Raw genomic sequence first — 24,606 nt, forward strand, 5'->3', positions numbered from 1 at the left:
CATGGCACCAACCACACCTTCGGCCGCCGCCCAACAGCCCATCGCTTGCGACATTATCGTCGCGGGCGGGTTTGTGTTGACGGAATTGGCCGGAGTTGTGGATGTGTTGCGCTTGGCGAACCGCATCAGCAACCGCGAGGTGTTCCAATGGACCTACCGGTCGGCGTCCGGCGGCCCTATCAGCAGCAGCAGCGACGCGGTTGTTGACACGGTGTCGCTCCACCAACGCTCGGTGGCGGACTATGCGTTTGTTTTGGGGAACGCAGATGCCAACCATCCGGCGTTATCCTTAGGGGCGGTTCTATCTAGCTACACAACCCGCCAAGCACGGGTCATTTTGCTGTCCGAAGCGGCAAGTCGCTATATCGCTGACAAACGTGAAGACGGGGCAAAGCACACCACGCATTGGGAAAATCGGGCGGTTTTGCTGGAACGGCTCGGCTTGTTTGACACCAAGTCCGCGCTCGCCGTCGATGCGGGCGCGATTGTGACCTGTGCTGGAATGGGGGCGACCGTGGATGTGACGCTGTCCATCGCGGCGCAGCATCTGTCGTCGGCCACGATGATGACCGTCGCCGACATCCTGCTGCATGAACGCATCCGTCACTACAACACGTTGCAGCCCTTCGCGGGTCGTGCAGCATTGGCAACGGGGGATGCTGATCTGGATACCTGCGTCAGCCTGATGCAGGCCAATGTCGAATTTCCTTTACCAATCGCTGAAATCGCGGATCAAACCGGCGTTTCCAAACGATCGCTCGAACGGAAATTTCATTCGGTTCTGCGGACCACGCCCAACGGCTATTACCGTGAACTGCGGCTTGGGAAAGCGAATAACCTGCTGCTCAACACCGATATGTCGATCAATGAAATTGGTCTGGCCTGCGGTTTCCCGTCCGGTTTCTCGGCAATCTACAAAGCGACATTCGGAATGACGCCAAACGCGGCGCGGCGCAAAGGGCGCACAAAGTAGTTTGCGTTGAAATGGGTATTTTGCGCCATCTTTGACGCATTTTGATGGATCGAATCCGGCCCGTCGTGCCACCTTTTGCACAGACATATTTGCGGAAGGATTCTGTCGCCATGGCCACCCCACCTAGCAAAGCCCGCGTCGTCATTATTGGCGGCGGCGTGATCGGTTGCTCTGTTGCCTATCACCTTGCAAAACTTGGCTGGAAGGACGTTGTGCTGCTGGAACGCAAACAGCTGACGTCGGGGACAACGTGGCACGCGGCAGGCTTGATTGCGCAGCTGCGGGCGACGGCAAACATGACCAAGCTCGCGAAATATTCGCAAGAACTCTACGGTAATCTCGAAGCGGAAACAGGCGTCGCAACAGGTTTCAAACGCAACGGATCAATTACCGTAGCGCTGACCGAAGAACGCAAAGAAGAAATCTACCGCCAAGCAGGCATGGCCCGTGCGTTCGGCGTCGATGTCGAAGAAATTAGCCCGACAGAGGTCAAAAACCGCTACGAACACCTCAACATCGACGGTGTGACTGCTGGCGTTTATCTGCCGCTGGACGGGCAGGGTGATCCTGCCAACATCGCGTTGGCATTGGCAAAAGGTGCACGGCAAAACGGGGCGCAGGTCATCGAACGGACATTGGTCACGGGCGTCAAAAAAGAAGGCCGCCGGATCACTGGTGTTGATTGGGAACAAGACGGCGAAGCGGGGCATATCGCCTGCGATATGGTCGTGAACTGTGGCGGGATGTGGGGCCATCAGGTCGGCAAAATGCTGGGCACGAACGTGCCTTTGCACGCCTGCGAACACTTCTACATCGTCACCGAAAACATCCCGAATCTGACGCAAATGCCAGTGCTACGGGTGCCGGACGAATGTGCCTATTATAAAGAAGATGCAGGTAAAATCCTGCTCGGGGCGTTCGAACCCAACGCGAAACCATGGGCGATGGATGGCATCCCGAAAGATTTCGAATTCGACCAGCTGCCCGAAGATTTCGATCACTTCGAACCGATCCTAGAACAGGCCGTCGAACGCCTGCCAATGCTGGCAGAGGCCGGCATCCACACCTTCTTCAACGGTCCTGAATCTTTCACGCCCGACGACGCGTACCATCTTGGTCTCGCGCCAGAAATGGACAACGTGTGGGTCGCAGCAGGCTTCAATTCCATCGGTATCCAATCGGCTGGTGGGGCTGGAATGGCGCTGTCGCAATGGATGGACAGCGGCGAAAAACCGTTCGATCTGGGCGATGTGGACATCAGTCGGATGCAGCCGTTCCAAGGCAACAAAACCTATCTGTTCGAACGGTCCAAGGAATCCCTTGGCCTGCTTTACGCCGACCATTTTCCGTTCCGCCAAAAAGCAACCGCGCGCGGAGTGCGTCGGACACCGTTCCATCACCACCTGCTCGAACGCGGCGCGGTGATGGGTGAACTTGCTGGCTGGGAACGCGCGAATTGGTTCGCGCGCGAAGCTCAGGAAGCGCAGTACGAATATTCTTGGTCGCGCCAGAACTTCTTTGACAACGTGCGCGAAGAACATATGGCCGTCCGCCAGAATGTGGGCATGTACGACATGTCATCGTTCGGCAAAATTCGGGTCGAAGGACCTGATGCGATCGCCTTCATGAACTACATCGGTGGTGGCAATTACAACGTCCCCGTTGGCAAAATCGTTTACACGCAGTTTCTAAATTCCACTGCCGGAATCGAAGCCGACGTGACGGTCACGCGGATCGAACCGGACTGTTTCCTCGTGGTGACGCCTGCGGCCACACGGATTGCCGACCAGACGTGGATGCGCCGCAACAAGGGCAATTTCAACGTTGTCATCACCGACGTGACAGCGGGCGAAGGTATTTTGGCCATCATGGGGCCGCGATCACGCGAATTGCTTCAGGCCGTGTCTCCGAACGATTTCTCAAACGAAAACAACCCATTCGGAACGGCACAGGATATCGAAATCGGCATGGGCACCGCCCGTGTGCATCGGGTCACCTACGTCGGGGAACTCGGCTGGGAGGTATACGTACCTGCCGATCAATGCGGTCACGTATTCGAAGTGATCGCAGCAGCGGGCCACGATTTCGGTATGCGTTTGTGTGGGATGCACATGATGGACACCTGCCGTATGGAAAAAGGGTTCCGTCATTTCGGCCACGACATTACATCCGAAGATCACGTGTTAGAGGCCGGTTTGGGCTTTGCGGTGAAGACGGACAAGCCGGATTTCATTGGACGCGATGCAGTGTTGCGCAAACGCGAAACGGGTCTAACCCAGCGTCTTGTGCAGTTCAAACTGACCGATCCTGAGCCGCTTCTTTACCATAACGAACCGATCCTGCGGGACGGGAAGGTCTGCGGTTACCTGTCATCCGGTGGCTATGGGCACCACGTCGGTGCGGCGATTGGGATGGGCTACGTGCCATGTACCGAAGCCGGTGAAAAGGTGGCCGATATGCTGGCCAGTTCATATGAAATTGATGTCATGGGCACGCGGGTCAAGGCCGAAGCGCAGCTTAAGCCGTTCTATGATCCAAAAGGTGAGCGCGCCAAAGTCTAGATTTTTCGCCGCTTATCCAGCGACGTTCATCAACAACTCGAGGTGAAGCCCCTGCGGCTTCATCTCTTTTGTAACTGTGCCGCCAAGGTTGATGGCGCAGTTTTCTAACAAAACTGTGCCGAAGCCGCTTTGCGCTTCAGGTTGCGCATCTCGCGTGTCCGATGTTTCAGACCACACAAGCCGGACCATGTCGTCGGCCATCGGCGTCACCGCAATGTGGATTTCGCCGACCGGAGTGGAAAGCGGGCCGTACTTGGTCGCATTCGTCGATATTTCGTAAAGAACCATGGCTAAGGGCGACACTTTGCGCGGGTGAATCATCAGCGCGGGGTCACAATCAATATGGACACGGGCAGGGGCGTCCTGCTTATCCGTTAACCACGGTTTCAACGACGATACGATAATATCATGAATGCCCAACAGTGAATCCGCATCCGCCGTCGTACGCGCCATGCGCGCCGAAACAGCATGGGCCATTGCCATCGCTTCGACCTGAGATCGCAGCGTCGTGACGAATTCGTCTTTGCTGTCTGTGGTGCGATCGCCAAGATTGATCAAAGCACGGATAACCGCAAAGGCGTTCTTGACCCTGTGGTCCATTTCGGCAGCCATGACAGCTAGTTTTTCTTCGCCAACCTTTTGCTCCGTCGCATCCCAACTGACGCCGACAGCACGCAAAGCCGTGCCATCTTCGGCCCATTCGGTGATTTGCGCCCGCGCACCCAGCCATTGAACCGGCATGCTCGGGTCAGTGCGACGCCTGCGATATTCAACATCGTAGGTTGGGGTTTCACCACTTATGGCCTTGGCGACGATCGCCTGAACACGGTCCAGATCAATAGGATCGATTAGGTCAAACCCATCTGCAAGCGACCACGGCTGCGCATCGTAATCGAGACCCAGAAGATTCGCGATGAAACGGTCGCCCAATACCTGTTCGGTCACTAGGTTCACTGACCAGCAGCCCATTCTGCCTGCATCCAAGGCCAGCAAAGCGCGTGTCGACGCATTGAAATTGTCGAACGGGTCCAACCTGTCCCTCATGCGGGTAACCGGCGCGGCTGTAATATCCGATTTGATTATAGAACTCATGAGGTGATCATTCCGTCGGTCAAGGCAGTCGTAACATTGGTCGTCAAACACCACTTTAGGTTGCAGTCGCGCGGTGATTGTACAGCTGCACAACACTGTCATGGATCGCCAAATTTGTCGAACTCACCCCGTATGTTTCGGCCGCACCATCGTAAAAATACAAACTGTCTACCACGGCTCACCGTGAACATAGCGCGTTGCTATGAATTTTCAGTTAATTGATTGCATGTGGGTGCGTGCCTGAAAATTACGCGGCACCAATGAAAAAAGGCGCAACCGCGGTTGCGCCTTCTTCACATTGGTTAACCGATCTTAGTCCGCGACGGGACCAAGGGCGTTGAGACCTTTGAGGATGTCGATGGCATAGGCCAGTTGATAATCGTCTTCGCGCAACTGTGCAGCGGTTTCGGCGCGTGCCCGATCCGCTTCGATTTGATCGATCTCATCTTCTGTCAGGCTGTCGTTATCCAGCGATCCGCGCAGATCTGCCTCTGACCGGAACTGACGCGATGTTTCTTCTTCCGCATCCGGATCAACAGGCGCAGGGCGCGGCTGTTCGACGATGATGTCAGGCGAAATGCCCAAAGCTTGGATCGAACGCCCTGACGGGGTGTAATAACGTGCCGTCGTCAGACGCATCGCCCCTTCGCCTTGTAATGGCACAACGGTCTGAACGGACCCCTTACCAAAGGATTTCGTTCCAACCACAATCGCCCGACGATGATCTTGCAACGCACCCGCCACGATTTCGGACGCAGAAGCAGAACCGCCGTTGATCAGCACAACAATCGGTTTGCCTTCGGCCAGATCACCCGGCTGCGCATTGTACCGATCCCCGTCTTCAGGGTCACGACCACGGGTCGATACGATTTCGCCAGCTTCAAGGAACGCGTCGGACACGTAAATCGCTTGGTTCAACAAACCACCGGGGTTGTTGCGCAGATCAAGGATCACGCCATCGATGTTGTCGATGCCGCCTGCTTCTTCAACCTGCTCGCGCAGGCCTTCTTGCAGGTTCGGGAATGTCTGATCGTTAAACGTGGTCACACGCAGAACAACGGCATTGCCTTCGGTCCGGTGACGCACAGCAGTCAATTTGATTGTGTCGCGAACGATAGAAACCTCGAAAGGTTCAATCTCGCCTTCGCGAACCACAGTGATGATAATCTCGGACCCAACAGGACCGCGCATCAAATCAACGGCGTCGTCCAAGGTCAGACCCAGAACGCTTTCGCCATCCACTGCCGTAATGAAATCACCCGCTAGAATGCCAGCAGCATCCGCAGGGGTGCCGTCCATCGGGGACACGACTTTGACGAAACCTTCTTCTTGGGTCACTTCGATCCCAAGACCGCCAAATTCACCACGCGTCTGAACCCGCATCGCAGCCGCATCTTCTGCGGACAAATAGGACGAATGCGGATCAAGCGACGTCAGCATGCCGTTAATGGCCGCTTCAATCAGGTCCTTTTCTTCGACGTCTTCAACGTAACCCGCACGGATACGTTCAAAGATGTCACCAAACAGGTCCAACTGTTCGTAAACAGACGCGTTATTCTGCGCTTCCTGCGCGATCAACGGGCCTGCGATCTGCGTCGTTGCGATCAGTCCCAAAAGGCTTCCGCCCACTGCGGCGGTCATCAGCTGTTTCATACGTCTTCCCGTTTTTTGTCTTATTCTATCGCGAACCACGTCGCTGGATTGACCGGAGTTTGCCCGTCTCTGACTTCAAGATAAAGCGTTTGTGACTGTGTTCCATCTAATGATCGCGCAATTTCGGTCAATTCCGCGTCAGATTGCGGCGATGATCCGCCCAAAAGACCCAAAGGGTCGCCCGCATTGATGATTTCACCGACCTCGCCGAAGACCTCTGCGAGACCCGCAAAGATGAACATCACGTCAGCAGTTGGTTCAATAATCACAACATTTCCGTAGTCCAGCAGGGGACCACGAAACAAGATCGTCGCAGGTGTCGGGCTGGTGACAAGGGCGCGGGGGCGGGCGGCTACGATAACGCCGGGTCGCGTCACACCGGCGGCATCAGGGCTATTGTACCCGCGCAGAATTTGGCCCTGCACAGGAAGGGACAGATCCCCCTTCGCGGCCAATGCATCTGTATTCTCTGGGCCGGTCAGTGTGGCATCGCTAATACCAGCCGCAAAACTATCCAGCGTATCGGTACTGGCCAACAGCAACGCGGTTTGCACCTGATCTTCGACAAACCGCTTCGGCAGATCAGTGCGCTCTTGGATCGCAAGGCTTAATGCGGCCCGCGCAGACTGGGCACCTTGCAGACCAAGGGTCAGCGTTTCCTCTGCGGTCTCTTGCAGCAAACGCAACACGGCCAATTCTTCCAGCTGCGTCTTCAAAGCGTCCGCTTCGGCATGCAACGCAGGCGTGACGTCGGCGACGATCATACCGGACCGCGCTGTGCCCGTCGGGCCATTGGGATGCAACATCAGCAACGGGGCAGGGGCACGACTGATCGACTGCAATACGCCCAACAGTTCGCCGATTTCGGCGGATTTTAACGCAAGCGATGTTTCCAGCGTCTGCTGCCTGATCGCGGCACGGCGCAACCCATCCCGCATGGCGATCAACCCTTCTTCGTAGCCTTTGACGGCTTCGGTCAGTGCCGCAACACGGTTACGTCCGCCGGATGCCTCGGACATCGCAATGCCTGCACGGGTCAACTGTTCGGCAGCCGCGCGGGCCGCCGTGGCAGGATTGTCTTGCGCGAAAACAGGCCCCGCAAGAGCCAGCAAAAGAAGGGTTGCGCGTATCATCTCACGATCAGGGTCTGACCCGTCATTTCTTCCGGCTGTGGCAGTTCCATCAGGTCCAGCACAGTCGGGGCAAGATCTGCAAGCCGCCCATCGCGCAACGTGACACCATCAGGACCGCCCACCAATGCGACGGGGACAGGGTTCGTTGTGTGGGCCGTGTGCGCGCCGCCGGTTTCCGGATCAATCATCGTTTCGCAATTGCCGTGGTCTGCGGTGACGATCATCGCGCCGCCAGCTGCTTCCAACGCGGCCAGCACTTTGCCCAACCCACGATCAACGGCCTCACAGGCGGCAACAGCAGCATCAATATCACCGGTATGGCCGACCATGTCAGGGTTCGCGAAATTCGTGACGATCATGTCGTAGCCATTGTTGATCGCGCCGACAAAAGCATCGGTGACTTCACCAGACGACATCTCTGGCTGCATGTCATAGGTAGCCACTTTCGGGGATTTCGGCATGAAACGGTCTTCGCCTTCCGCTGGCACCTCGATGCCGCCGTTCAGGAAGAACGTCACATGCGGGTACTTTTCAGTTTCGGCCAAACGGAACTGGGTTTTGCCCTGCTTGGACACCCATTCGCCCAATGTGTTCGGGATCACGCGTTTGGGGAATACGGTTTCGAACCATGCGGTGTGCTTGTCGGAATACTCGACCATGCCAAGTTTCGCGCTCAGGTCAGGCATGTCGCGTGCAAACCCGTCAAAGTCTGGATCAGCAATCGCGGCAAGGATTTCACGCGCACGATCCGACCGGAAATTCAGGCAGAACAACCCGTCACCCTTTGCAAACCCTGCGTAGCCGTCAACGACAGTCGCCGGAATAAATTCATCCGTCTTGTCCGCATCATAGGCCTGTTCAATCGCCACTTCGGGATCTTCCGCCGTGGCTTCGCCCTGACCCAGAACCATCGCGTTGTAAGCCGTTTCGATGCGGTCCCACCGATTATCGCGATCCATCGCAAAGTAACGGCCAATCACCGTGACGATTTCAACCGCCTCTGGCAGTTCAGCCCGCAAAACAGACAGGAAATCGAGCGCCGAAGACGGGGCAACATCACGCCCGTCCGTGATCGCATGCAGCACAGTCGGAATACCCGCGTCGTCCAGTGCTTCGGCGGCCGCGATAATATGGGCGACGTGGCCATGCACACCACCATCCGACATCACGCCCATCAAATGGGCCGTGCCACCTGTGTCTTTCATCTTGGCAATAAACGCGACGATGGCGTCTTGGCTCGCAAAACTGCCGTCTTCAATCGACAGGTCAATCTGGCCCAAATCCATCGCAACAACGCGTCCCGCGCCGATGTTCGTGTGACCAACTTCGGAATTACCCATCTGGCCGCTCGGCAAACCAGCATCAGGGCCATGCGTCAAAAGCTGGGCGTTCGGGCCCTGCATAATGCGGTCAAAATGCGGGGTATGCGCCAGCAACGGGGCGTTGCCCTCGGGATCGTCACGCAATCCCCAACCATCCAAAATACACAGTACAACAGGTTTCGGCGCAGTCATCTCAAACTCCTTCTGGGCTTACATCGCGTCTATCCGATCCATCACAAAAGGAAAACCGACGCGGGCTTCTTTTGGCTGCAAATATCCCCGCCGGGGGCTCCCTCAGGCGCGGTGATACGGGCCATTCGATAGGATCGATGCGGCACGATACAATTGTTCGGCCAACATCACGCGGACCAGCATGTGGGGCCAGACCATTTTGCCAAAACTCAAGGACGCATCAGCACGGGCACGTAGGCTTGGATCAATCCCATCGGCCCCGCCAATCACAAACGTCAGATCGCTGCGGCCCTGATCACGCCATTGCCCCAAACGTTTCGCAAAAGCAGGGGATGACATGACATCGCCGCGTTCATCCATTGTGCAGATCAATGATCCGGTCGGAATGGCACGTTCGAGCAAAGCAGCCTCTGCAGGCATCCCGCCGCCTTTCTTATCCTCGACCTCGATCAGTTTCGCAGGGCCAAGCGCGAGGGCGCGACCCGTGCGGTCAAACCGGGTCAGGTAATCGTCGTAAAGGTCGCGCTCGGGCCCCTTTCGCAAGCGGCCCACAGCGCAGATATGAACGCGCATCAGTCGATTGCCGCAGGCGCCTCAACAGGGCCGGAACCCGGTGTCCACATTTTTTCCAACTGATAGAACTCGCGGACTTCAGGGCGGAAAATATGAACGATGACGTCGCCTGTATCGATCAAGACCCAGTCGCCTGTGTCTTTGCCTTCGATCTTCGACAGAACGCCAAATTCGGCCTTCAGTTTGTCCGCCAGCTTTTCGGACATGGCAGACACCTGACGGGTGGACCGACCTGATGCGATGACCATGTAGTCACCCATCTCGGATTTGCCGCGCAGGTTGATCTGCACAACATCTTCACCTTTGTCGTCATCAAGTGATTTCAGGATCGCCGCGAGAAGCGTTTCGCTGTCAGCGGTTTGGACGCCGGTCATTGTGACCGCTCCACGAATGGCTGCATCTGCAACCGATGGGGATAAAGACAGAACATTGTCCTCCGTCGCGCGCCGTCAAAAGGGAAGAATGGGAGGCTCGGCGCGGTTGCCTAACTCCCATTTATCAACCCAATCAGCCTTTTTCAACCAACCCATTCGGTTATTCGCAACGGGCCGCCGTCGGGTTTTGTGCATCATCATCAAGACCTTCGACGGCCTCAATGGCGTCCATGACACGTGCATTGCGTATTAAAGGCATGAAACCGCCATCGACCTGCGTGCGAATCGATACAGAAAACGTGGCGTCGTCGGCAGGACCATCGCCCACGGAACAGGCAACAACAGAAACACCGAAACCGCCCGATGATGCGTCAGGATCATTGGCTTCCCATGTGCGCGCCTTGGCTTGAAAGGCCCGAACCATGTCCAGATCACGCGGATTGATGCGGAATAGAATGCGTCCATCGGCAGACTGGCGGCGCTGCAAAACATAGGTTTCATTAACGTCTTCACCAAGCACCGTATGGGACATGAACAGATTGATCGTCGCGCCATCCGGCGCGATATCACCGCCTTCAGGCATATCAACGGCGACTTCAAAACCGGCAGGATCGGCGGTGAGAGGGGACGTGGCGTTCAGCGCTGCAACTGTGGACAAAACCACGGTCCCACAGCCTTGCAGTGCAAAACCAAACGCAATGAATAGGGTGAGTATGATCGACTTCATGAGAATCTCCTTTGACAGATATATTTTATTGTTTTACGATAAATTATAGAAATGAAAAGAGGATTCTGAAATGCAAGTTGATCGTGTGCGACGCCTCGCGGGACCGCTCTATATCGCGACAATCGTCGTGATGGCGTTTGTCGTCATTGGAACCATCGCAGGACTGATCCTGACCTTTCCGACCGCTGAAACCTTGCAGCAAAAGTTTCCGGCATTTGCGGTCACCCCCGACATCCCCAATCATCTGATCTGGCTGTCGATGCTCGCGGGGCTGTTGTCGCTGGCGGTTTGGGTCTGGACGCTCGATCAAATGCGACGCCTGTTCGGGTGCTACAAAAGGGGGGCTGTGCTGACGGATCAATCCGCAGGCTTTATCCAGCGGATTGGCGTTGGTTTTATGGGGGTCGCATTGATTGAAATGATATTGATCCCCGTGCAATCGGTCATTCTTACATGGGCAAATCCGGCCGGAGAACGCGCAATTTCTGTTGGGCTCAACAGCGACATGCTTGGTTTTTTGATTGCAGCAGGCTTGATGACCGTCATCGGTTGGGCCATGCGCGAAGCCGCAAGTGCAGCAGCTGAAAACAAGGCATTCGTCTAATGGAAATCATCGTCCGTCTTGATGTGATGCTGGCCATGCGCAAAATGAAATCGCGCGATCTGGCCGCGGAAATTGGGATCACCGAACAGAACCTGAGCCTTCTAAAATCTGGCAAAGTCAAAGGGATCAGGTTCGAAACGCTGGCAAAGATTTGCGCAGCACTTGATTGCCAACCGGGTGATTTGTTGGAGGCCGCGCCGTCCGACGGTGATGCTTAATCCAATGCAACGCTTGGCGGTTTTATCGGACCGCCTTCCAACACTTTAACCTCACGCTGCGGGAATGGGATCGAGATGCCGTTTTCCTCGAACGCGTCCCAAAGGGCGAGGTACACATTCCCCCGAATGTTGGTCAGGCCGCCCGTCGGGTCGGAAATCCAGAACCGCAGGATGTAGTCTACCGAACTGTCACCAAAACCGACGATGTGGCACACGGCAGGGCGAGTGGTCAGGACGCGATCGACACTTTTTGCAGCCTCAATCGCGATACGGCGTACTTCGCGCGGGTTGTCGTGGTAGGCGGTCCCGAAATAGATATCGAGCCGGACAAAATCGTTTGAATGGGACCAGTTGACCACTTGGCCCGTGATCAAATCCTCGTTCGGGATCAAATACTCCTTCCCGTCGCGGGTGACCACGGACACGTAGCGCGCGCCCAATGAATTGATCCAGCCGAACGTCGTGCCAAGGCTGATCACATCCCCCGGTTTCACCGATTTATCGAGCAGAATAATCACGCCGGACACAAGGTTCGACACCACCTTTTGCAAACCAAAACCAAGACCCACACCAATCGCACCGGACAGGACCGCGAGGCCGGTCAGGTCGATGCCAATCGCTTTGACGCCTGCGTAAAACGCGATGCCATAAAAACCGATCTGCAGCATCTTCACGATCAGAACTTGCATCGACGGGCTGATGTCTTCGTTCTGGCGAATTTTGTTTGATGTGGACGTGGTCAGTAGCCGCGCGACTGCGATCAACACGCTCAGGATGACGATCGCTTGGACGAGCAATAGCAGGGAAAACCGAACCGACCCCACGCTAAAGCCCGCGCTGTCCAAAAGCGTTTCGGCTTCACCAACGAGGTCCAAAATCTCTAAGGTCGCGTAAATCCACGCGCCGTAACGGACAAATTTGCGCAGAAACGGGCTTTTGATCAGGCGGGTCACAAAAACGATGAAGAGCCAGGCAAATGCCAGCGTCGCAACAATGCTCAGCAGGTAACTGCGGCTTGGCCATGTCCATTCACGCAACGCAAATACGGTCAGCCACAAAAGCGCGACGTAGAAGATCGGGCGCAGCCGTTGATGGATGACAACAAGGATACGAATACGCCATTTCGGCCAGTTTTCGCGGTTCGCCATCCATGTTCGGATATGCGGACCTAGAACGGCCCTAAGAACATGCGCAACCGCAAACAGGCCAATCGCAATGGCGATCTGGTAAAGGTTCCAGGTGCGGAAAAGACTTTCGAAAAGCACCTCGGCGCGGACCAGCAAACTTTGCCCGACATCAATGATCTGATCGACCTCAAGATCGCGCGGTTCAGGGGACGCGCTTATGCCGTCAGATGGTCCGGTGTCTGTGTGGTCTGTCATTGAACTTTCAAACTAAAACTTCGTGGAAGACTTGCACAGGTAGTCAGGTTGAGTAAACAGGTGCCCGCGCAACTTAACAATCTGTTGCAATTGCATTTTGAAATAATGCCAGCGTTTTCTGGCCGAGGGTAATCTAATGGGTATTGAACTTCTTGTAGCGATGTTAGTGGGCGTCATGGCTTTGGTCGGTGTGGCTAGCGGAGGCGATGATAGCGATGACAGTGGCACGGCTGCGCCACTCACCGACGAAGAAAACACAGATGAATTGATCGAAAGCAACGACGACGTCGTGAGCGATGATGGCGGCGATCGTATTAGCGATGACGATATCGCTGAGGATGGTGTGGACGACGCTCCCCGCGACACCCTGGAAGGCACCGATGACGCGGATGAACTTTGGGGCGATGATCTGATTGGCGATATTTCGGGCGCAGACGGCGATGATCTGATCGTCAGTTTTGGGGCGAACGGTGTGTTGTATGGCGGTGATGGGGACGATGTGGTTGCGCTTACATCTGGGGTAGGCACCTTGACTGGTGGTACGGGCGCAGACGTATTCGTAGTGATGGGCGACGAAAACGACGACAATGATACGCAGGGCGTTATCACAGATTTCGACCCCGACGAAGATAAGCTACTGTTCACGTTCCAACAATCTACAGTGGCAAGTGGTGATGTGCAGGGCAACCCAACTACAGTCGTGTTGGAGCGTGAAGAGATCGAGACAGACAGTGGGATTGCAACGAAACTGACGTTCGGTCCCGCGGCCGGTTTTGACGACAGCACGCAAGGCATCGGCTTTGCGTCGGTGACTTTAGAGGGGGTCACGCTCGATGCATTCTCTGAAACGAACGTCATTGTGGGGCGCGACAGCACACCTGACGACGATGGCGCGCAAGTCAACTTTATCGATGATTTGGCGACGGCCATGACAGATTACGATGACTTTGAAATCGGTACGGTTGAAGCTGATACGATTACCTCGTCATTTGGCGAAGACAGCACAGTTGAGGCCGCCGCCGTGTTCGGGCTTGGTGGCGACGACAGGCTAATTGGCGAAGCCTACGACGATGTCGATCTTTTCGGTGGTGATGGTGACGACTCGCTGTACGGCGGCCTTGGCACGGGTGATCTGTTTGGCGGTGACGGTGACGATCTTCTGTCGACTGAGACCACCGCGACGTTGACCGGTGGCGAAGGTGCAGATAGGTTCTCTGTCAGCCGCGATGAAGTAGAGACGGACACCCCCACAGTTATTACAGACTTTGATGTGAGCGAAGATACACTGTCGCTCAGCGCGGTTTTGTTTGGTCTTGTGAATGACCCTGAAGGCGGCATTGGCAGCGTTAGCTTGGAAGATGCTGTTCACGAAGGCGTATCGGGGGCATTGGTAAAGACCTTCGTCGAAGATCCCGAAGGTACAATTGGATACGGGCCGACTGTGTTCCTTGAGGGGGTAACCGCCGCTGATATTCCAGACGGAACATTTCGGTTTGACGCAATAGTTATCTAGTCGATCGTTGCGCTAAAATCCTGATTGGAAGCCTCGGTTGCGTAAGCGACCGCGGCTTCTTCCCCTTGCGAGCAAGGCCAATGCGGTATATCTGCTACTGCATGAAACAGAATTTCGACATGGATGATCGCGCACGACTGCCTTGGCGGTTCTATAGCGCTGCATGCACATTGCTATCCATGGGCTGACCAGCCCTTCGTTTCCGCTCGCCCACCTACATCATCACCACCAAACCACGGGAGAGGACCAACATGTCCCCCAAAACGCTTTATGATAAAATCTGGGATGCGCACGTCGCGCATGAAGCAGAGGACGGCACTTGTCTGCTGTATATCGACCGTCACCTCGTCCACGAAGTGACATCACCGCAAGCCTTTGAAGGCCTGCGCATGGCGGGCCGCAAGGTACGTCGTCCGGATCAGACAATTGCTGTGCCGGATCACAACGTACCAACAACGCTGGACCGCGCGAACGCGGCCACAATGACCGAAGACAGCCGTATTCAGGTAGAGGCTTTGGACAAAAACGCCAAAGACTTTGGCCTGCACTACTACCCCGTGTCCGACGTCCGTCAGGGTGTTGTGCACATCGTTGGCCCTGAACAGGGGTGGACGCTGCCGGGCATGACCGTTGTCTGCGGCGACAGCCACACGGCGACACACGGCGCGTTCGGTTCATTGGCGCACGGCATCGGGACATCCGAGGTTGAGCACGTTCTGGCGACGCAAACGCTGATCCAGAAGAAATCCAAGAACATGAAGGTCGAAATCACTGGCAAACTTGCGCCGGGTGTGACCGCGAAAGACGTAACCATGGCCGTGATCGGCCAAACGGGTACGGCTGGTGGCACCGGCTACGTAATCGAATATTGCGGCTCTGCGATTGAAAGCCTGTCCATGGAAGGTCGCATGACCGTCTGTAACATGGCGATCGAAGGCGGCGCACGCGCGGGCCTGATCGCACCGGACCAGACAACATTCGACTACTGCATGGGCCGTCCACACGCACCCAAAGGTGCGGAATGGGAAGCGGCGCTGGCTTATTGGAAAACGCTCTTCACCGACGAAGGTGCCCATTTCGACAAGGTTCTGACGATCAAAGGTGAAGACATCGCACCGCTCGTCACTTGGGGCACATCACCAGAAGACGTCCTGCCGATCACATCTGTCGTGCCATCGCCCGACAGCTTTGAAGGCGGCAAAGTTGGCGCGGCTCAGCGGTCCATCGACTATATGGGTCTTGAGGCTGGCCAGAAATTGTCCGACATCGAAATCGACACTGTGTTCATCGGGTCTTGCACCAACGGGCGGATCGAAGATTTCCGCGCTGCGGCTGAAATCCTGAAGGGCAAAAAGATCAAAGACGGAATGCGCGCCATGGTCGTGCCTGGTTCCGGTCTGGTCCGTGCGCAAGCCGAGGAAGAAGGCATCGCGCAAATCTTCAAGGACGCCGGTTTCGAATGGCGCCTTGCGGGCTGTTCCATGTGTCTTGCGATGAACCCTGATCAGTTGAAGCCGGGCGAACGCTGTGCGGCGACATCCAACCGTAACTTCGAAGGCCGTCAGGGCCGGGGCGGTCGGACGCATTTGATGTCACCAGCAATGGCGGCAGCAGCAGCGATCACAGGCAAGCTGACTGATGTTCGGGACTTGATGTAAGCCATGCAAATGAAAAGACGGGGCTTTCTGACAATGTTTGGTGCTGCAATCGCAGCGCCCGCATTGCCTATGGCCGCACCTGCACCGGCAGCGGCGGCGTATAGCCGTTACATGTATGGGCTGGCCGTCTTTCATGCGCGGACTCGTGCACATGTCAGTGCGCGGGGGCTTGCCTCAGGATTGAAGGTATCGACAGCGCAGGCTGAAGCGATGATTGCTGAAATGACGACCAACGGATTGGTGAAATCGGTTGGCTTCTCGGGCGGAAACGTGCGGGCGGTTAGCAATATCTTAAAGCCGGATGCGTGGGGGCTGGACAAGGCAGCACGTACAGCGCGGTCCACGGCACGCAAAGCCAAACAGGCGGCGCGTGCGATGGAACTGGAACCCGACCTATCGCCATTGACGGTGCATCTGCACAAGATCTGTCGCAAAGCGGGTTACGCAGTGCACGGGTTGTGCACGCCTTGTGCACGCAATTCACAGGCCGATTTCGGGAGGATCACCTATGCAACGACGTAGCTTTCTGCGGATGATTGGGGCGGCTGTTGCGGCCCCCATGATACCGACTGTCGGGGCTGCTGGTGGTGTTTCCCGTTCGGCTTATGACCTCGCGATATTGCATGCGAAAAAGTTCCCGTTGGTCAGTGTGGGTGGTTTGTCCAAACGCATCGGGATCGGCAAACCACAGGCTGAAGCGATCATCGAAAAGATGTCGTCTGAAGGTCTGCTTGGTGCGCTGAACCCAACACGGCCCGGTACTGTCAAAGCGTCGAGCAGGATTTTCGTGAACCCCAACGCGGGTCTCGCGAAAGCCTATGAACGACGTCAGGCCAGATCGGCAAAAGCAAAGTATGATCAGCAGACGACGCGGCCATCGCAGCCTCGGGTCTCTGACATGTTTTCGCATTTGCACCAGCTGTGTAAGGCCAACGGCATGGACCTCTCGCCCCGTTGTTTCAGTGGGGTGCACGCATGAAACGGCGTGGTTTCCTGCAAGCATTGGGGGCGGCGGTAACGGCGCCGTTCGTGCCGCTACCTGCGCTTGCGCGGACCGCAACTGCGGCGCCTTACAGTGCTGCGGCTGTTCATGCTGCGATCTATCACGCGAAATCGCGGTCGGTGTTCAGTGTCTGGGGACTTGCGAAAGCAACGAACATGACGCCGGACCAAGCGGTGGCTGTGATGGAACATCTGGCGGAACGGGGCGTCTTGGGACCGTTGCAAGGCACCACACATGGCGGGCGCTGGGCATCCAGTAACATCATGCAAAGCCAAACACTTGCCAAGGCGCGGGCGGCACGCGTTGCCCGTGAACTGCAAGTGAAAGCAAGCCAAACGCGCAAACTGCATTTCGACATCGACCTGACAAAGCTCACCGCACGATTGCGGACAATTCAAGCACGCTATGAAAGCCAGCAACCGCTGGACATGGCGTAATTACAAAGATCAAAGTCGCCCAATCAGGGCGCAAGAAGGACACGACACATGGAAAAGTTTAACCAACTCAGCGGTATCGCGGCCCCAATGGATCTGGTCAATATCGATACCGATATGATCATCCCAAAGCAGTTCTTGAAAACCATCAAGCGCTCTGGCCTCGGCGTGAACCTGTTCGACGAAATGCGTTACAATCTCGACGGTACTGAGATCGAAGATTTTGTTCTGAACCAGCCTGCCTATCGCGAGGCGTCAATCCTGGTGGCGGGCGACAACTTCGGTTGCGGGTCATCACGTGAACACGCGCCTTGGGCCATCGCCGACTTTGGCATCCGCTGCGTGATCTCGACCAGCTTCGCCGACATCTTTTACAACAACTGCTTCAAGAACGGCATCTTGCCAATCGTGCTGCCAGAAGATCAGCGCGACGCGTTGATGAAAGATGCAGAGAAGGGCGCAAACGCGCGGATCGAAGTCGATCTGGAAGCACAGACAGTGACAGCGTCAGATGGCACAACATTCAGCTTTGAAGTTGACGCCTTTAAAAAGCACTGTCTGCAGAACGGTCTGGATGACATCGGTCTGACAATGGAAAAGGCAGCGGCGATCGACACGTTTGAGGCCAGCGCAGGCCAAGCCCGTCCTTGGGTCTAAGCAAACCCCCTAAAGATCGAAAAAGCCCGGCACAATGTGTCGGGCTTTTTTGTGGTTGGATGCCACATTCGCGGTTTAAACAACGCGAATTCGCCGTTTTGTGTCGAAATTGGACGGCCTCCCGCTAAAGAGAATCGGGATAGGGGCCCGCACGTACAGCGTTCAAATGCGCCGAAACCCCTGATTCAATTGTGGTCATTCGAAGGCAAGGTCTTAGAAAAAACATATTTCCCGTCAGCTTCCCGACACCAAAACACCTGCAAATGGCGCGAAGCATGAATCGCCGAAAAGGCCCATTAATCAATTATTAACCGCTGAATAGACGGTCGATTGCCCTAAATTTCATGTGGCAGACTGGATCAAAACAGCTGACGCTTCGTGAAATATCGCGCCGTTGTCTGGTTTTCCCGATGCATTGCTGCACCACTTGTGTCGCAAAACCGCCGCAGTTTTATCGTCTAAAATTTTCAAGGATTGATGACAAAAACAAAGTTAGGCAGAAACGTGGCAACAATGAGGCAACTCGCGCTCAAGTCGCGGGACATAAACGGAACAGGCGAACGGCAAAGTATCGTTCCCGGCCGGAACGAGGGTAAATTCGCAGTGTATCAACGACTGCCAGGAGCGATTGCGCGCGGGCTATTTGTGATCCTATTGATCATTTTGCCGTCTGCCTTTTTGCCGTCTTCATCGGGTGATGCACGCGTAGTCGTGATGCTTGTCGCTCTTTTTGCTGCTATCTTTACAATTGCAGAATATTCGTCCCAAAGCCCCAGCTTGATCGAATTTCGCGATGCGCCACCATACAACCGCGTGCGTTTCATTGCGCTGTTTGTTGCGATTTTTGCGATGTCTGTCATTCTCAGCGGGGACGCTTCGCACACGCCATCGACCTTCGTGATGTTCTTTGATGTCATTGGCGAACGGATTGGGGCATCGATCGATTTCCCGTATTCGCCGGTACGGTTGATGTTGGTGATGATGCCGAACGACACATCGCCCGAAATCATGAGCTCATTGCGGACCGCTGCTGGGCTTAGCTACCTTGCGTCTTTGGTATCGCTGCTGGTTTTTATCGTACTGCTGCGGATGCGCGCATGGCCACGTCGCAGCAAGACCTTTAACGTTTGGGTCAACCTGCCAACTTTTGACCCTGCTGCTGGTGGTGACGTCGTCGATCGGTTGAACCGCGATAGCCTTGTTAACCTTATGTTAGGTTTTTTGCTGCCATTCATTATTCCAGCGATGTTGAAGGTCGCGTGGACCTTTACGAACCCGCTGAGCTTTGAAGATCCGCAAACTTTGATCTGGGTTGTGGCAATATGGGCGTTCCTTCCTGCAAGTCTTTTGATGCGTGGCGTCGCGCTTTCGCGGGTGGCAGGGATGATCCATGTGCAGCGCAAAAAGGCCTACGCCGCCGCCGCTGCGGAAGGTATGCTGCCAATCTAATCTGCCTGCTTTGGACGTGCAGTGGTGCGGTTGCCGAGAACCTGCGCATTGCGACCTATGCAGCCCCATTCAGTCGCAATGGTCCCGGTCTTTTGTTGCGTGACCTGCAGAAGGGGGAAGATGCAGAACTGGCCGCGGCCCAAGCTGTGATCGCACATATTGATCCCGACATCCTGCTTCTGACCGATTTCGATTTCGACTATGACAGCATGGCGTTGCAGACGCTTGCGATGCTGCTGGACTATCCTCACCATTTTGCAGCGCGCCCGAACACGGGTGTACAGACAGCGCTCGACCTTGATGGGAACGGGTGGTTCGGGGAAGCCCGCGACGCCCAAGGCTACGGTAGGTTCTCGGGGGATGGGGGTATGGCTGTCCTGTCGCGCTTTCCAATCGACGCGGCGCAGGTGACGGATCATTCGCACCTGCTGTGGCGCGACGTGCCGGATGCAGTTCTACCAGCGACGATGACGGACGACGTGGCGGCTGTGCAGCGGCTTTCTACCAGCGGTCACTGGATCGTTCCGATCAAGACTGATGAAAGCACCGTCAACTTGCTGGCTTTTGCCGCAACACCGCCCGTCTTTGATGGTCCAGAGGACCGCAATGGCCTGCGCAATCGTGACGAATTGCGGTTGTGGAAACACGTGTTGAACAGGGTGTACGGCGATGCGCCTCAGGATTTTATTGTCATCGGAAATGCGAACCTTGATCCGGATAAAGGGGACGGAATTAAAGACGCGATGGTTGAATTCCTGTCCGACGACCGCTTACAGGACCCGCACGTTGGTTTGAACACTGCCGATTGGGATGACGATGGTCCCGGAAATCTGCGGGTGAGTTACGTTTTGCCCGCAACAACGTGGATTGTGACCGACGCGGGTGTTTTCTGGCCCGCGCCGGATGACGAACATGCAGCGTTACTGGGCGACGATGGCTTGGCCGCTGGCGTGCACCACCTTGTCTGGGTGGACGTCAGACGGGACGCCGGACAATAGAGCAGTGCGCAGGTCCGTCGGTTTGAAATCCGGCAGCAATCGGTCGAATTTTTCATGGCCAAGCTGATGGGACGTGTTCGGCAGATACCGCATCTTGCGAAACTCGCGGATCATTTCGTTGAACGGGGCCACGAAGGCCATCAACCACCATGGAAAATAGGATAGCTTCATCGGTTTGCCCAATGCATCCGCCATTTCGTCGCGCAATTGGTTCATCGTAAAGCTGTGACCGGGGAAGGGGATGTCTTCGAACCGTGCAAGATCGTTCCGCATGGCGGCAAGCTTCACTGCCGCCCGCGCCCAATCGGGCAGGTAGGCATGCGCCTGCATCGCGTCAGGGTCACCCAGCGTGGTCACAACCCCTTTGCCGACTTTGGCCACGTGCACCATTGAATAGGCGTCGCCGTCTTGACCCGGATCAATGAAATGCCCCGCACGGAGTATGATCGCTTGCACGCCTGCATCACGATATGCGGCCTCCATCGCGACCCTGATGTGCCCCTTTTCGGTGACAGGTGCTTGCGGTGTTGCTTCGTCCCAGATGCCACCCTTGTCGCCAAAGTTATATACGTTGCCGGGTACGATGACGGTTGCGCCGCTGGATTGCGCTGCCGCAATAACTTGGGACGTGATCGCAGGGATGTTCTTGGCCCAATCGTTGTATTTCGGCGGGTTCAGCCCGTTCACAATCACATTCACGCCTTGCGCCTGCGCTGTCATATCAGTGCCGCGCTTGTAATGGCGGACCGTCCAACCTGCATTCCAGAATGCTTCTGCTGCGTGTTTGCCGATTTTGCCGCTGCCACCAAGGATCAATACTGTCTGTGTCATAGTTTGTTTCCTATTGAATTGTATCTGTTGCGGCTAAATTGACCCATGCGTTTGCGTATTTAAATTGCCTGAATTTGCAGGTGTCCTATACATAAACGTATGGATAACACGCTGCAGCCTCTTGATTGGTCACTCGCCCAAGCGTTTCTTGCTGTGGCGGAAACGGGAAGCCTATCGGCTGCTGCCCGCAAACTTGGCACGACGCAGCCGACCATTGGCCGCCAGATCAAAGCGATGGAACAGCAATTGGGTGCGGAGTTGTTTCATCGTGCGCCGCGTGGTCTGTCGTTAACCCACACGGGCACGCAACTGGTCGAACCAGCCCAAGCGATGCGCGATGCGGTGAATCAGATGACGCTGACGGCTGCTGGTCAGTCGGCCAGTCTCAAGGGCACGGTGAGGATCACGGCCAGCGTGGCGACGTCTGTCTACCACTTGCCGCAGATCATCAGCGATATCAGAGCGGCGGAACCTGATATCGAGATTGAACTGGTCGCATCTGACGAAAGCCGCAATCTGCTGTTTCGCGAGGCCGATATTGCGGTCCGCATGTATCGGCCAACGCAGGAAGATCTGATCACCCAGCATATCGGAGAAATCGCTTTGGGCGTTTTTGCGTCGCGCAGCTACCTGAAGCGGAAAGGCGGATTGGATAATCCGGCACAGATCGCAGAACACGATGTCGTTGGCTATGACGCGGACAAGAGCATCATTGACGGGATGCGCGATGCGGGTGTCCCCGTTGATCGGCACTTTTTCAAAGTCCGTTGCGACGATAACATCGCCTATTGGAACCTCGTCCGGGCAGGCTGTGGCGTTGGGTTTGCGCAAAGGACGCTGGGGTTGGATGACCCCGAGATTGTCGAAATTGATCTCGGGTTCCCGTTGCCAACGCTACCGGTTTGGTTAACCGCCCACGAAGCGATGCGGCGCACCCCGCGGATCAGACGTGTCTGGGATATGTTGGCAGCAGGCTTGGCACCCTTGGTATCTTGAACAAATGGCCTAAGCGGGGTACGCCGCGTCCAACAGAATTTCAGCCAAGGACGCAGCATATGTCGAACCCATCCCTTTTGATTCTTGCCGGTGACGGCATCGGCCCTGAAGTCATGAACGAGGTGAAGCGCGTCATCACGTGGTTCGGCGACAAACGTGACATGAAGTTTGATGTGTCCGAAGATCTGGTCGGTGGTGCCGCATACGACAAACACGGCGTGCCTTTGGCGGACGAAACAATGGCCAAGGCGCAAGAAGTTGACGCTGTTCTGCTCGGCGCTGTGGGCGGTCCCGCCTATGATGATCTGGACTTTTCGGTAAAGCCAGAGCGCGGATTGTTGCGCCTGCGTAAAGAAATGGACCTATTCGCTAACCTGCGTCCGGCGCAGTGCTTTGACGCATTGTCCGACTTTTCTTCCCTCAAGCCTGAACTGGTCGCGGGTCTGGACATCATGATTGTCCGCGAACTGACATCCGGCGTCTATTTTGGTGAACCACGCGGTATCCACATCGAAGACAACATGCGCGTCGGTGTGAACACACAGCGCTACACCGAAGCTGAAATCGAACGCGGCGCACGTGCGGCGTTTGAACTGGCCATGAAGCGGGACAAGAAACTGTGTTCCATGGAAAAAGCCAACGTGATGGAATCTGGCATCCTGTGGCGCGACGTTGTGACAGAAGTCAGCGCCGACTACCCTGAGGTCGAATTGTCCCACATGTACGCTGACAACGGCGCGATGCAGCTGGTGCGCGCGCCAAAACAGTTCGACGTGATCTACACCGACAACCTGTTCGGCGACATCCTGTCCGATTGTGCGGCGATGCTGACTGGATCGCTTGGCATGTTGCCGTCCGCGTCCCTTGGTCTGCCAATGGAGAACGGGCGTCCAAAAGCGATGTACGAACCGGTACACGGCTCTGCGCCTGACATCACTGGCCAAGCCAAGGCGAACCCGATCGCGTGCATCCTGTCGTTCGCAATGGCGCTGCGTTATTCATTCGATCAAGGCGCGGAAGCGGATCGTCTGGAAGCTGCGATTGAAAAAGTGTTGGCCGACGGCGCGCGGACTGGCGACCTGATGGGTCCAGAAGGTGGCACTCCGCTGTCCACAACCGAAATGGGCGACGTTATTTTGGCGGCGCTCGACGCGTCGCTCTAATCACAGCGCCATGCGTTTTGCGAAGGGCTGCCAATCTTGGCGGCCCTTTTTGCTTGGTGCCCTTGACCAAGCGTGAACCTTTTTGCACTAAACACTGGTAGCGGTAACGAGGACCTTATCATGACGCCCAATGCAAAAGGTGCGCTGTTTGCGCTTGGCGCGTTTGCGGTCTTTTCGACCCATGACGTCTTCATCAAGGTATTGGGTGGATCATATTCCCCGATCCAGATCGTTTTCTTTTCGGTCTTGTTGTCGTTCCCCTTGGCCACTGTGATGCTGATGCGGGATGCAACCGCTGGGACGCTGATCCCAAAACACCCTTGGTGGTTGGCCTTGCGGACGGCGGGTGCGGTCGTCACCGGTATTTCAGCGTTTTATGCATTCTCGGTTCTGCCGTTGGCGCAAGTCTACGCCATCATCTTTGCGTCCCCGCTGATGATTACGGTTCTTGCTATTCCGGTTTTGGGTGAAAAGGTCCGGCTACGTCGGTGGATTGCAGTGCTGGTAGGCCTTGCCGGGGTGTTGGTCGTATTGCGCCCCGGTGCAACTGATCTGACCTTGGGCCATGCGGCCGCGCTGATGACTGCGATTGGGGGGGCGGTTACGGCGATTGTTGTTCGCAAAATCGGGTCAGAAGAACGGCCTGTTGTGATGCTGCTTTATCCGATGGTCGTGAACTTCATCGTGATGGCGATGCTGTTGCCGTTGGTTTACGTGCCGATGCCGATCAATCATTTGGGCATGCTCGGGATCGTCGCGATTTTTGCTTGGATTGCGCAACGGATGATCATCACGGCCTATCAAAATGGTGAGGCGGCGATCATTGCACCGATGCAATATTCGCAAATCCTCTGGGCGAGCGTTTACGGCTTTTTCTTCTTCGACGAACTGATCGACATGAACACGGCGATTGGGGCGGCGATCATTATTGCGTCTGGTCTCTACATTGTTTTGCGCGAAAGCGGCGCAGGCAATTCCGCCAACACGCCAGTTCTGCGCAGCCGATCACGGGTAGAAACAGGGACGACCCCGCGGGCGTCACTGATCATCCGGATGACAGGACGGACACCGCCGCGGTAAGAAACTGATTTTGGGCAGAA

The 24,606-nt window shown here is 55.9% G+C and carries 24 protein-coding genes; 15 read left to right on the forward strand and 9 right to left on the reverse strand.

The window, feature by feature from the left end; all coding sequences use genetic code 11:
* Position 1 precedes the first annotated feature (1 nt).
* Both K3729_04680 and K3729_04685 read left to right on the forward strand, forming a co-directional pair.
* Positions 2–973: a helix-turn-helix domain-containing protein gene (locus tag K3729_04680; protein UWR00074.1), complete on the forward strand. Its 972-nt coding sequence runs from the start codon at positions 2–4 to the stop codon at positions 971–973.
* Positions 974–1,083: 110 nt separating this feature from the next.
* Entirely contained in the window at positions 1,084–3,534 is a 2,451-nt protein-coding gene (locus tag K3729_04685) for an FAD-dependent oxidoreductase (protein UWR00075.1), read from the forward strand.
* A gap of 12 nt (positions 3,535–3,546) precedes the next feature.
* Here the strand turns inward: K3729_04685 and K3729_04690 are convergent, their stop codons facing one another.
* From K3729_04690 to K3729_04720, 7 genes are all read right to left on the reverse strand, one after another.
* Positions 3,547–4,626 carry a hypothetical protein gene (locus K3729_04690; GenBank protein UWR00076.1) on the reverse strand — a complete coding sequence of 360 codons (1,080 nt, stop codon included), beginning with the start codon at positions 4,624–4,626 and terminating at the stop codon, positions 3,547–3,549.
* A gap of 312 nt (positions 4,627–4,938) precedes the next feature.
* Positions 4,939–6,279: a S41 family peptidase gene (locus tag K3729_04695; protein UWR00077.1), complete on the reverse strand. Its 1,341-nt coding sequence runs from the start codon at positions 6,277–6,279 to the stop codon at positions 4,939–4,941.
* 20 nt (positions 6,280–6,299) lie between these two features.
* The gene (locus K3729_04700) at positions 6,300–7,412 is read right to left on the reverse strand and encodes a peptidoglycan DD-metalloendopeptidase family protein (GenBank protein UWR00078.1); all 1,113 of its coding nucleotides are present in this window, start codon (positions 7,410–7,412) and stop codon (positions 6,300–6,302) included.
* Positions 7,409–8,926: a 2,3-bisphosphoglycerate-independent phosphoglycerate mutase gene (gene gpmI / locus K3729_04705; GenBank protein UWR00079.1), complete on the reverse strand. Its 1,518-nt coding sequence runs from the start codon at positions 8,924–8,926 to the stop codon at positions 7,409–7,411. The genes K3729_04700 and gpmI overlap by 4 nt, the downstream gene beginning before the upstream one ends.
* A gap of 102 nt (positions 8,927–9,028) precedes the next feature.
* A complete protein-coding gene (rlmH, locus tag K3729_04710) occupies positions 9,029–9,499 on the reverse strand; it encodes a 23S rRNA (pseudouridine(1915)-N(3))-methyltransferase RlmH (GenBank protein UWR00080.1) in 471 nt (156 codons plus the stop codon).
* Positions 9,499–9,873, reverse strand: a complete 375-nt coding sequence (rsfS, locus tag K3729_04715; protein ID UWR00081.1) for a ribosome silencing factor — start codon at positions 9,871–9,873, stop codon at positions 9,499–9,501. Before rsfS ends, rlmH begins: the two co-directional genes overlap by 1 nt.
* A gap of 160 nt (positions 9,874–10,033) precedes the next feature.
* Positions 10,034–10,600: a hypothetical protein gene (locus K3729_04720; protein UWR00082.1), complete on the reverse strand. Its 567-nt coding sequence runs from the start codon at positions 10,598–10,600 to the stop codon at positions 10,034–10,036.
* Between the two features lie 70 nt (positions 10,601–10,670).
* Between K3729_04720 and K3729_04725 the strand changes: the two genes are divergently transcribed.
* Both K3729_04725 and K3729_04730 read left to right on the forward strand, forming a co-directional pair.
* Positions 10,671–11,204, forward strand: a complete 534-nt coding sequence (locus K3729_04725) for a hypothetical protein (GenBank protein UWR00083.1) — start codon at positions 10,671–10,673, stop codon at positions 11,202–11,204.
* Complete coding sequence (locus K3729_04730) at positions 11,204–11,422, forward strand: helix-turn-helix transcriptional regulator (protein ID UWR00084.1); 219 nt, start codon at positions 11,204–11,206, stop codon at positions 11,420–11,422. The genes K3729_04725 and K3729_04730 overlap by 1 nt, the downstream gene beginning before the upstream one ends.
* Here K3729_04730 and K3729_04735 read toward each other — a convergent pair.
* Entirely contained in the window at positions 11,419–12,804 is a 1,386-nt protein-coding gene (locus tag K3729_04735) for a mechanosensitive ion channel (GenBank protein ID UWR00085.1), read from the reverse strand. The genes K3729_04730 and K3729_04735 overlap by 4 nt on opposite strands.
* 136 nt (positions 12,805–12,940) lie before the next feature.
* Between K3729_04735 and K3729_04740 the strand changes: the two genes are divergently transcribed.
* From K3729_04740 to K3729_04775, 8 genes are all read left to right on the forward strand, one after another.
* Positions 12,941–14,317 (forward strand): hypothetical protein, encoded by a 1,377-nt coding sequence (locus K3729_04740; protein UWR00086.1) that lies wholly within the window; start codon positions 12,941–12,943, stop codon positions 14,315–14,317.
* Positions 14,318–14,568: 251 nt separating this feature from the next.
* Positions 14,569–15,975 (forward strand): 3-isopropylmalate dehydratase large subunit, encoded by a 1,407-nt coding sequence (leuC, locus tag K3729_04745; protein UWR00087.1) that lies wholly within the window; start codon positions 14,569–14,571, stop codon positions 15,973–15,975.
* Positions 15,976–15,984: 9 nt separating this feature from the next.
* Complete coding sequence (locus tag K3729_04750; GenBank protein UWR00088.1) at positions 15,985–16,497, forward strand: hypothetical protein; 513 nt, start codon at positions 15,985–15,987, stop codon at positions 16,495–16,497.
* The gene (locus tag K3729_04755) at positions 16,484–16,954 is read left to right on the forward strand and encodes a hypothetical protein (GenBank protein UWR00089.1); all 471 of its coding nucleotides are present in this window, start codon (positions 16,484–16,486) and stop codon (positions 16,952–16,954) included. The genes K3729_04750 and K3729_04755 overlap by 14 nt, the downstream gene beginning before the upstream one ends.
* Positions 16,951–17,415 (forward strand): hypothetical protein, encoded by a 465-nt coding sequence (locus K3729_04760; protein UWR00090.1) that lies wholly within the window; start codon positions 16,951–16,953, stop codon positions 17,413–17,415. Before K3729_04755 ends, K3729_04760 begins: the two co-directional genes overlap by 4 nt.
* A gap of 48 nt (positions 17,416–17,463) precedes the next feature.
* Positions 17,464–18,069 (forward strand): 3-isopropylmalate dehydratase small subunit, encoded by a 606-nt coding sequence (leuD, locus tag K3729_04765; GenBank protein UWR00091.1) that lies wholly within the window; start codon positions 17,464–17,466, stop codon positions 18,067–18,069.
* Between the two features lie 603 nt (positions 18,070–18,672).
* The gene (locus K3729_04770) at positions 18,673–19,518 is read left to right on the forward strand and encodes a hypothetical protein (protein UWR00952.1); all 846 of its coding nucleotides are present in this window, start codon (positions 18,673–18,675) and stop codon (positions 19,516–19,518) included.
* Positions 19,519–19,610: 92 nt separating this feature from the next.
* Positions 19,611–20,516, forward strand: a complete 906-nt coding sequence (locus K3729_04775; GenBank protein ID UWR01121.1) for an endonuclease/exonuclease/phosphatase family protein — start codon at positions 19,611–19,613, stop codon at positions 20,514–20,516.
* Here K3729_04775 and K3729_04780 read toward each other — a convergent pair.
* Positions 20,439–21,347: an epimerase gene (locus K3729_04780; protein ID UWR00092.1), complete on the reverse strand. Its 909-nt coding sequence runs from the start codon at positions 21,345–21,347 to the stop codon at positions 20,439–20,441. The two genes, K3729_04775 and K3729_04780, sit on opposite strands and share 78 nt — an antisense overlap.
* Before the next feature lie 99 nt (positions 21,348–21,446).
* Here K3729_04780 and K3729_04785 point away from each other — a divergent pair, with 99 nt between their 5' ends.
* From K3729_04785 to K3729_04795, 3 genes are all read left to right on the forward strand, one after another.
* On the forward strand, positions 21,447–22,343 hold the full coding sequence (locus K3729_04785) for a LysR family transcriptional regulator (protein UWR00093.1): 897 nt from the start codon (positions 21,447–21,449) through the stop codon (positions 22,341–22,343).
* Between the two features lie 59 nt (positions 22,344–22,402).
* The gene (gene leuB / locus K3729_04790) at positions 22,403–23,506 is read left to right on the forward strand and encodes a 3-isopropylmalate dehydrogenase (GenBank protein ID UWR00094.1); all 1,104 of its coding nucleotides are present in this window, start codon (positions 22,403–22,405) and stop codon (positions 23,504–23,506) included.
* 120 nt (positions 23,507–23,626) lie between these two features.
* Positions 23,627–24,586: a DMT family transporter gene (locus K3729_04795; protein UWR00095.1), complete on the forward strand. Its 960-nt coding sequence runs from the start codon at positions 23,627–23,629 to the stop codon at positions 24,584–24,586.
* Positions 24,587–24,606 lie beyond the last annotated feature (20 nt).

The sequence above is a fragment of the Rhodobacteraceae bacterium S2214 genome, from assembly GCA_025141675.1.
Taxonomy (GTDB): domain Bacteria; phylum Pseudomonadota; class Alphaproteobacteria; order Rhodobacterales; family Rhodobacteraceae; genus Yoonia.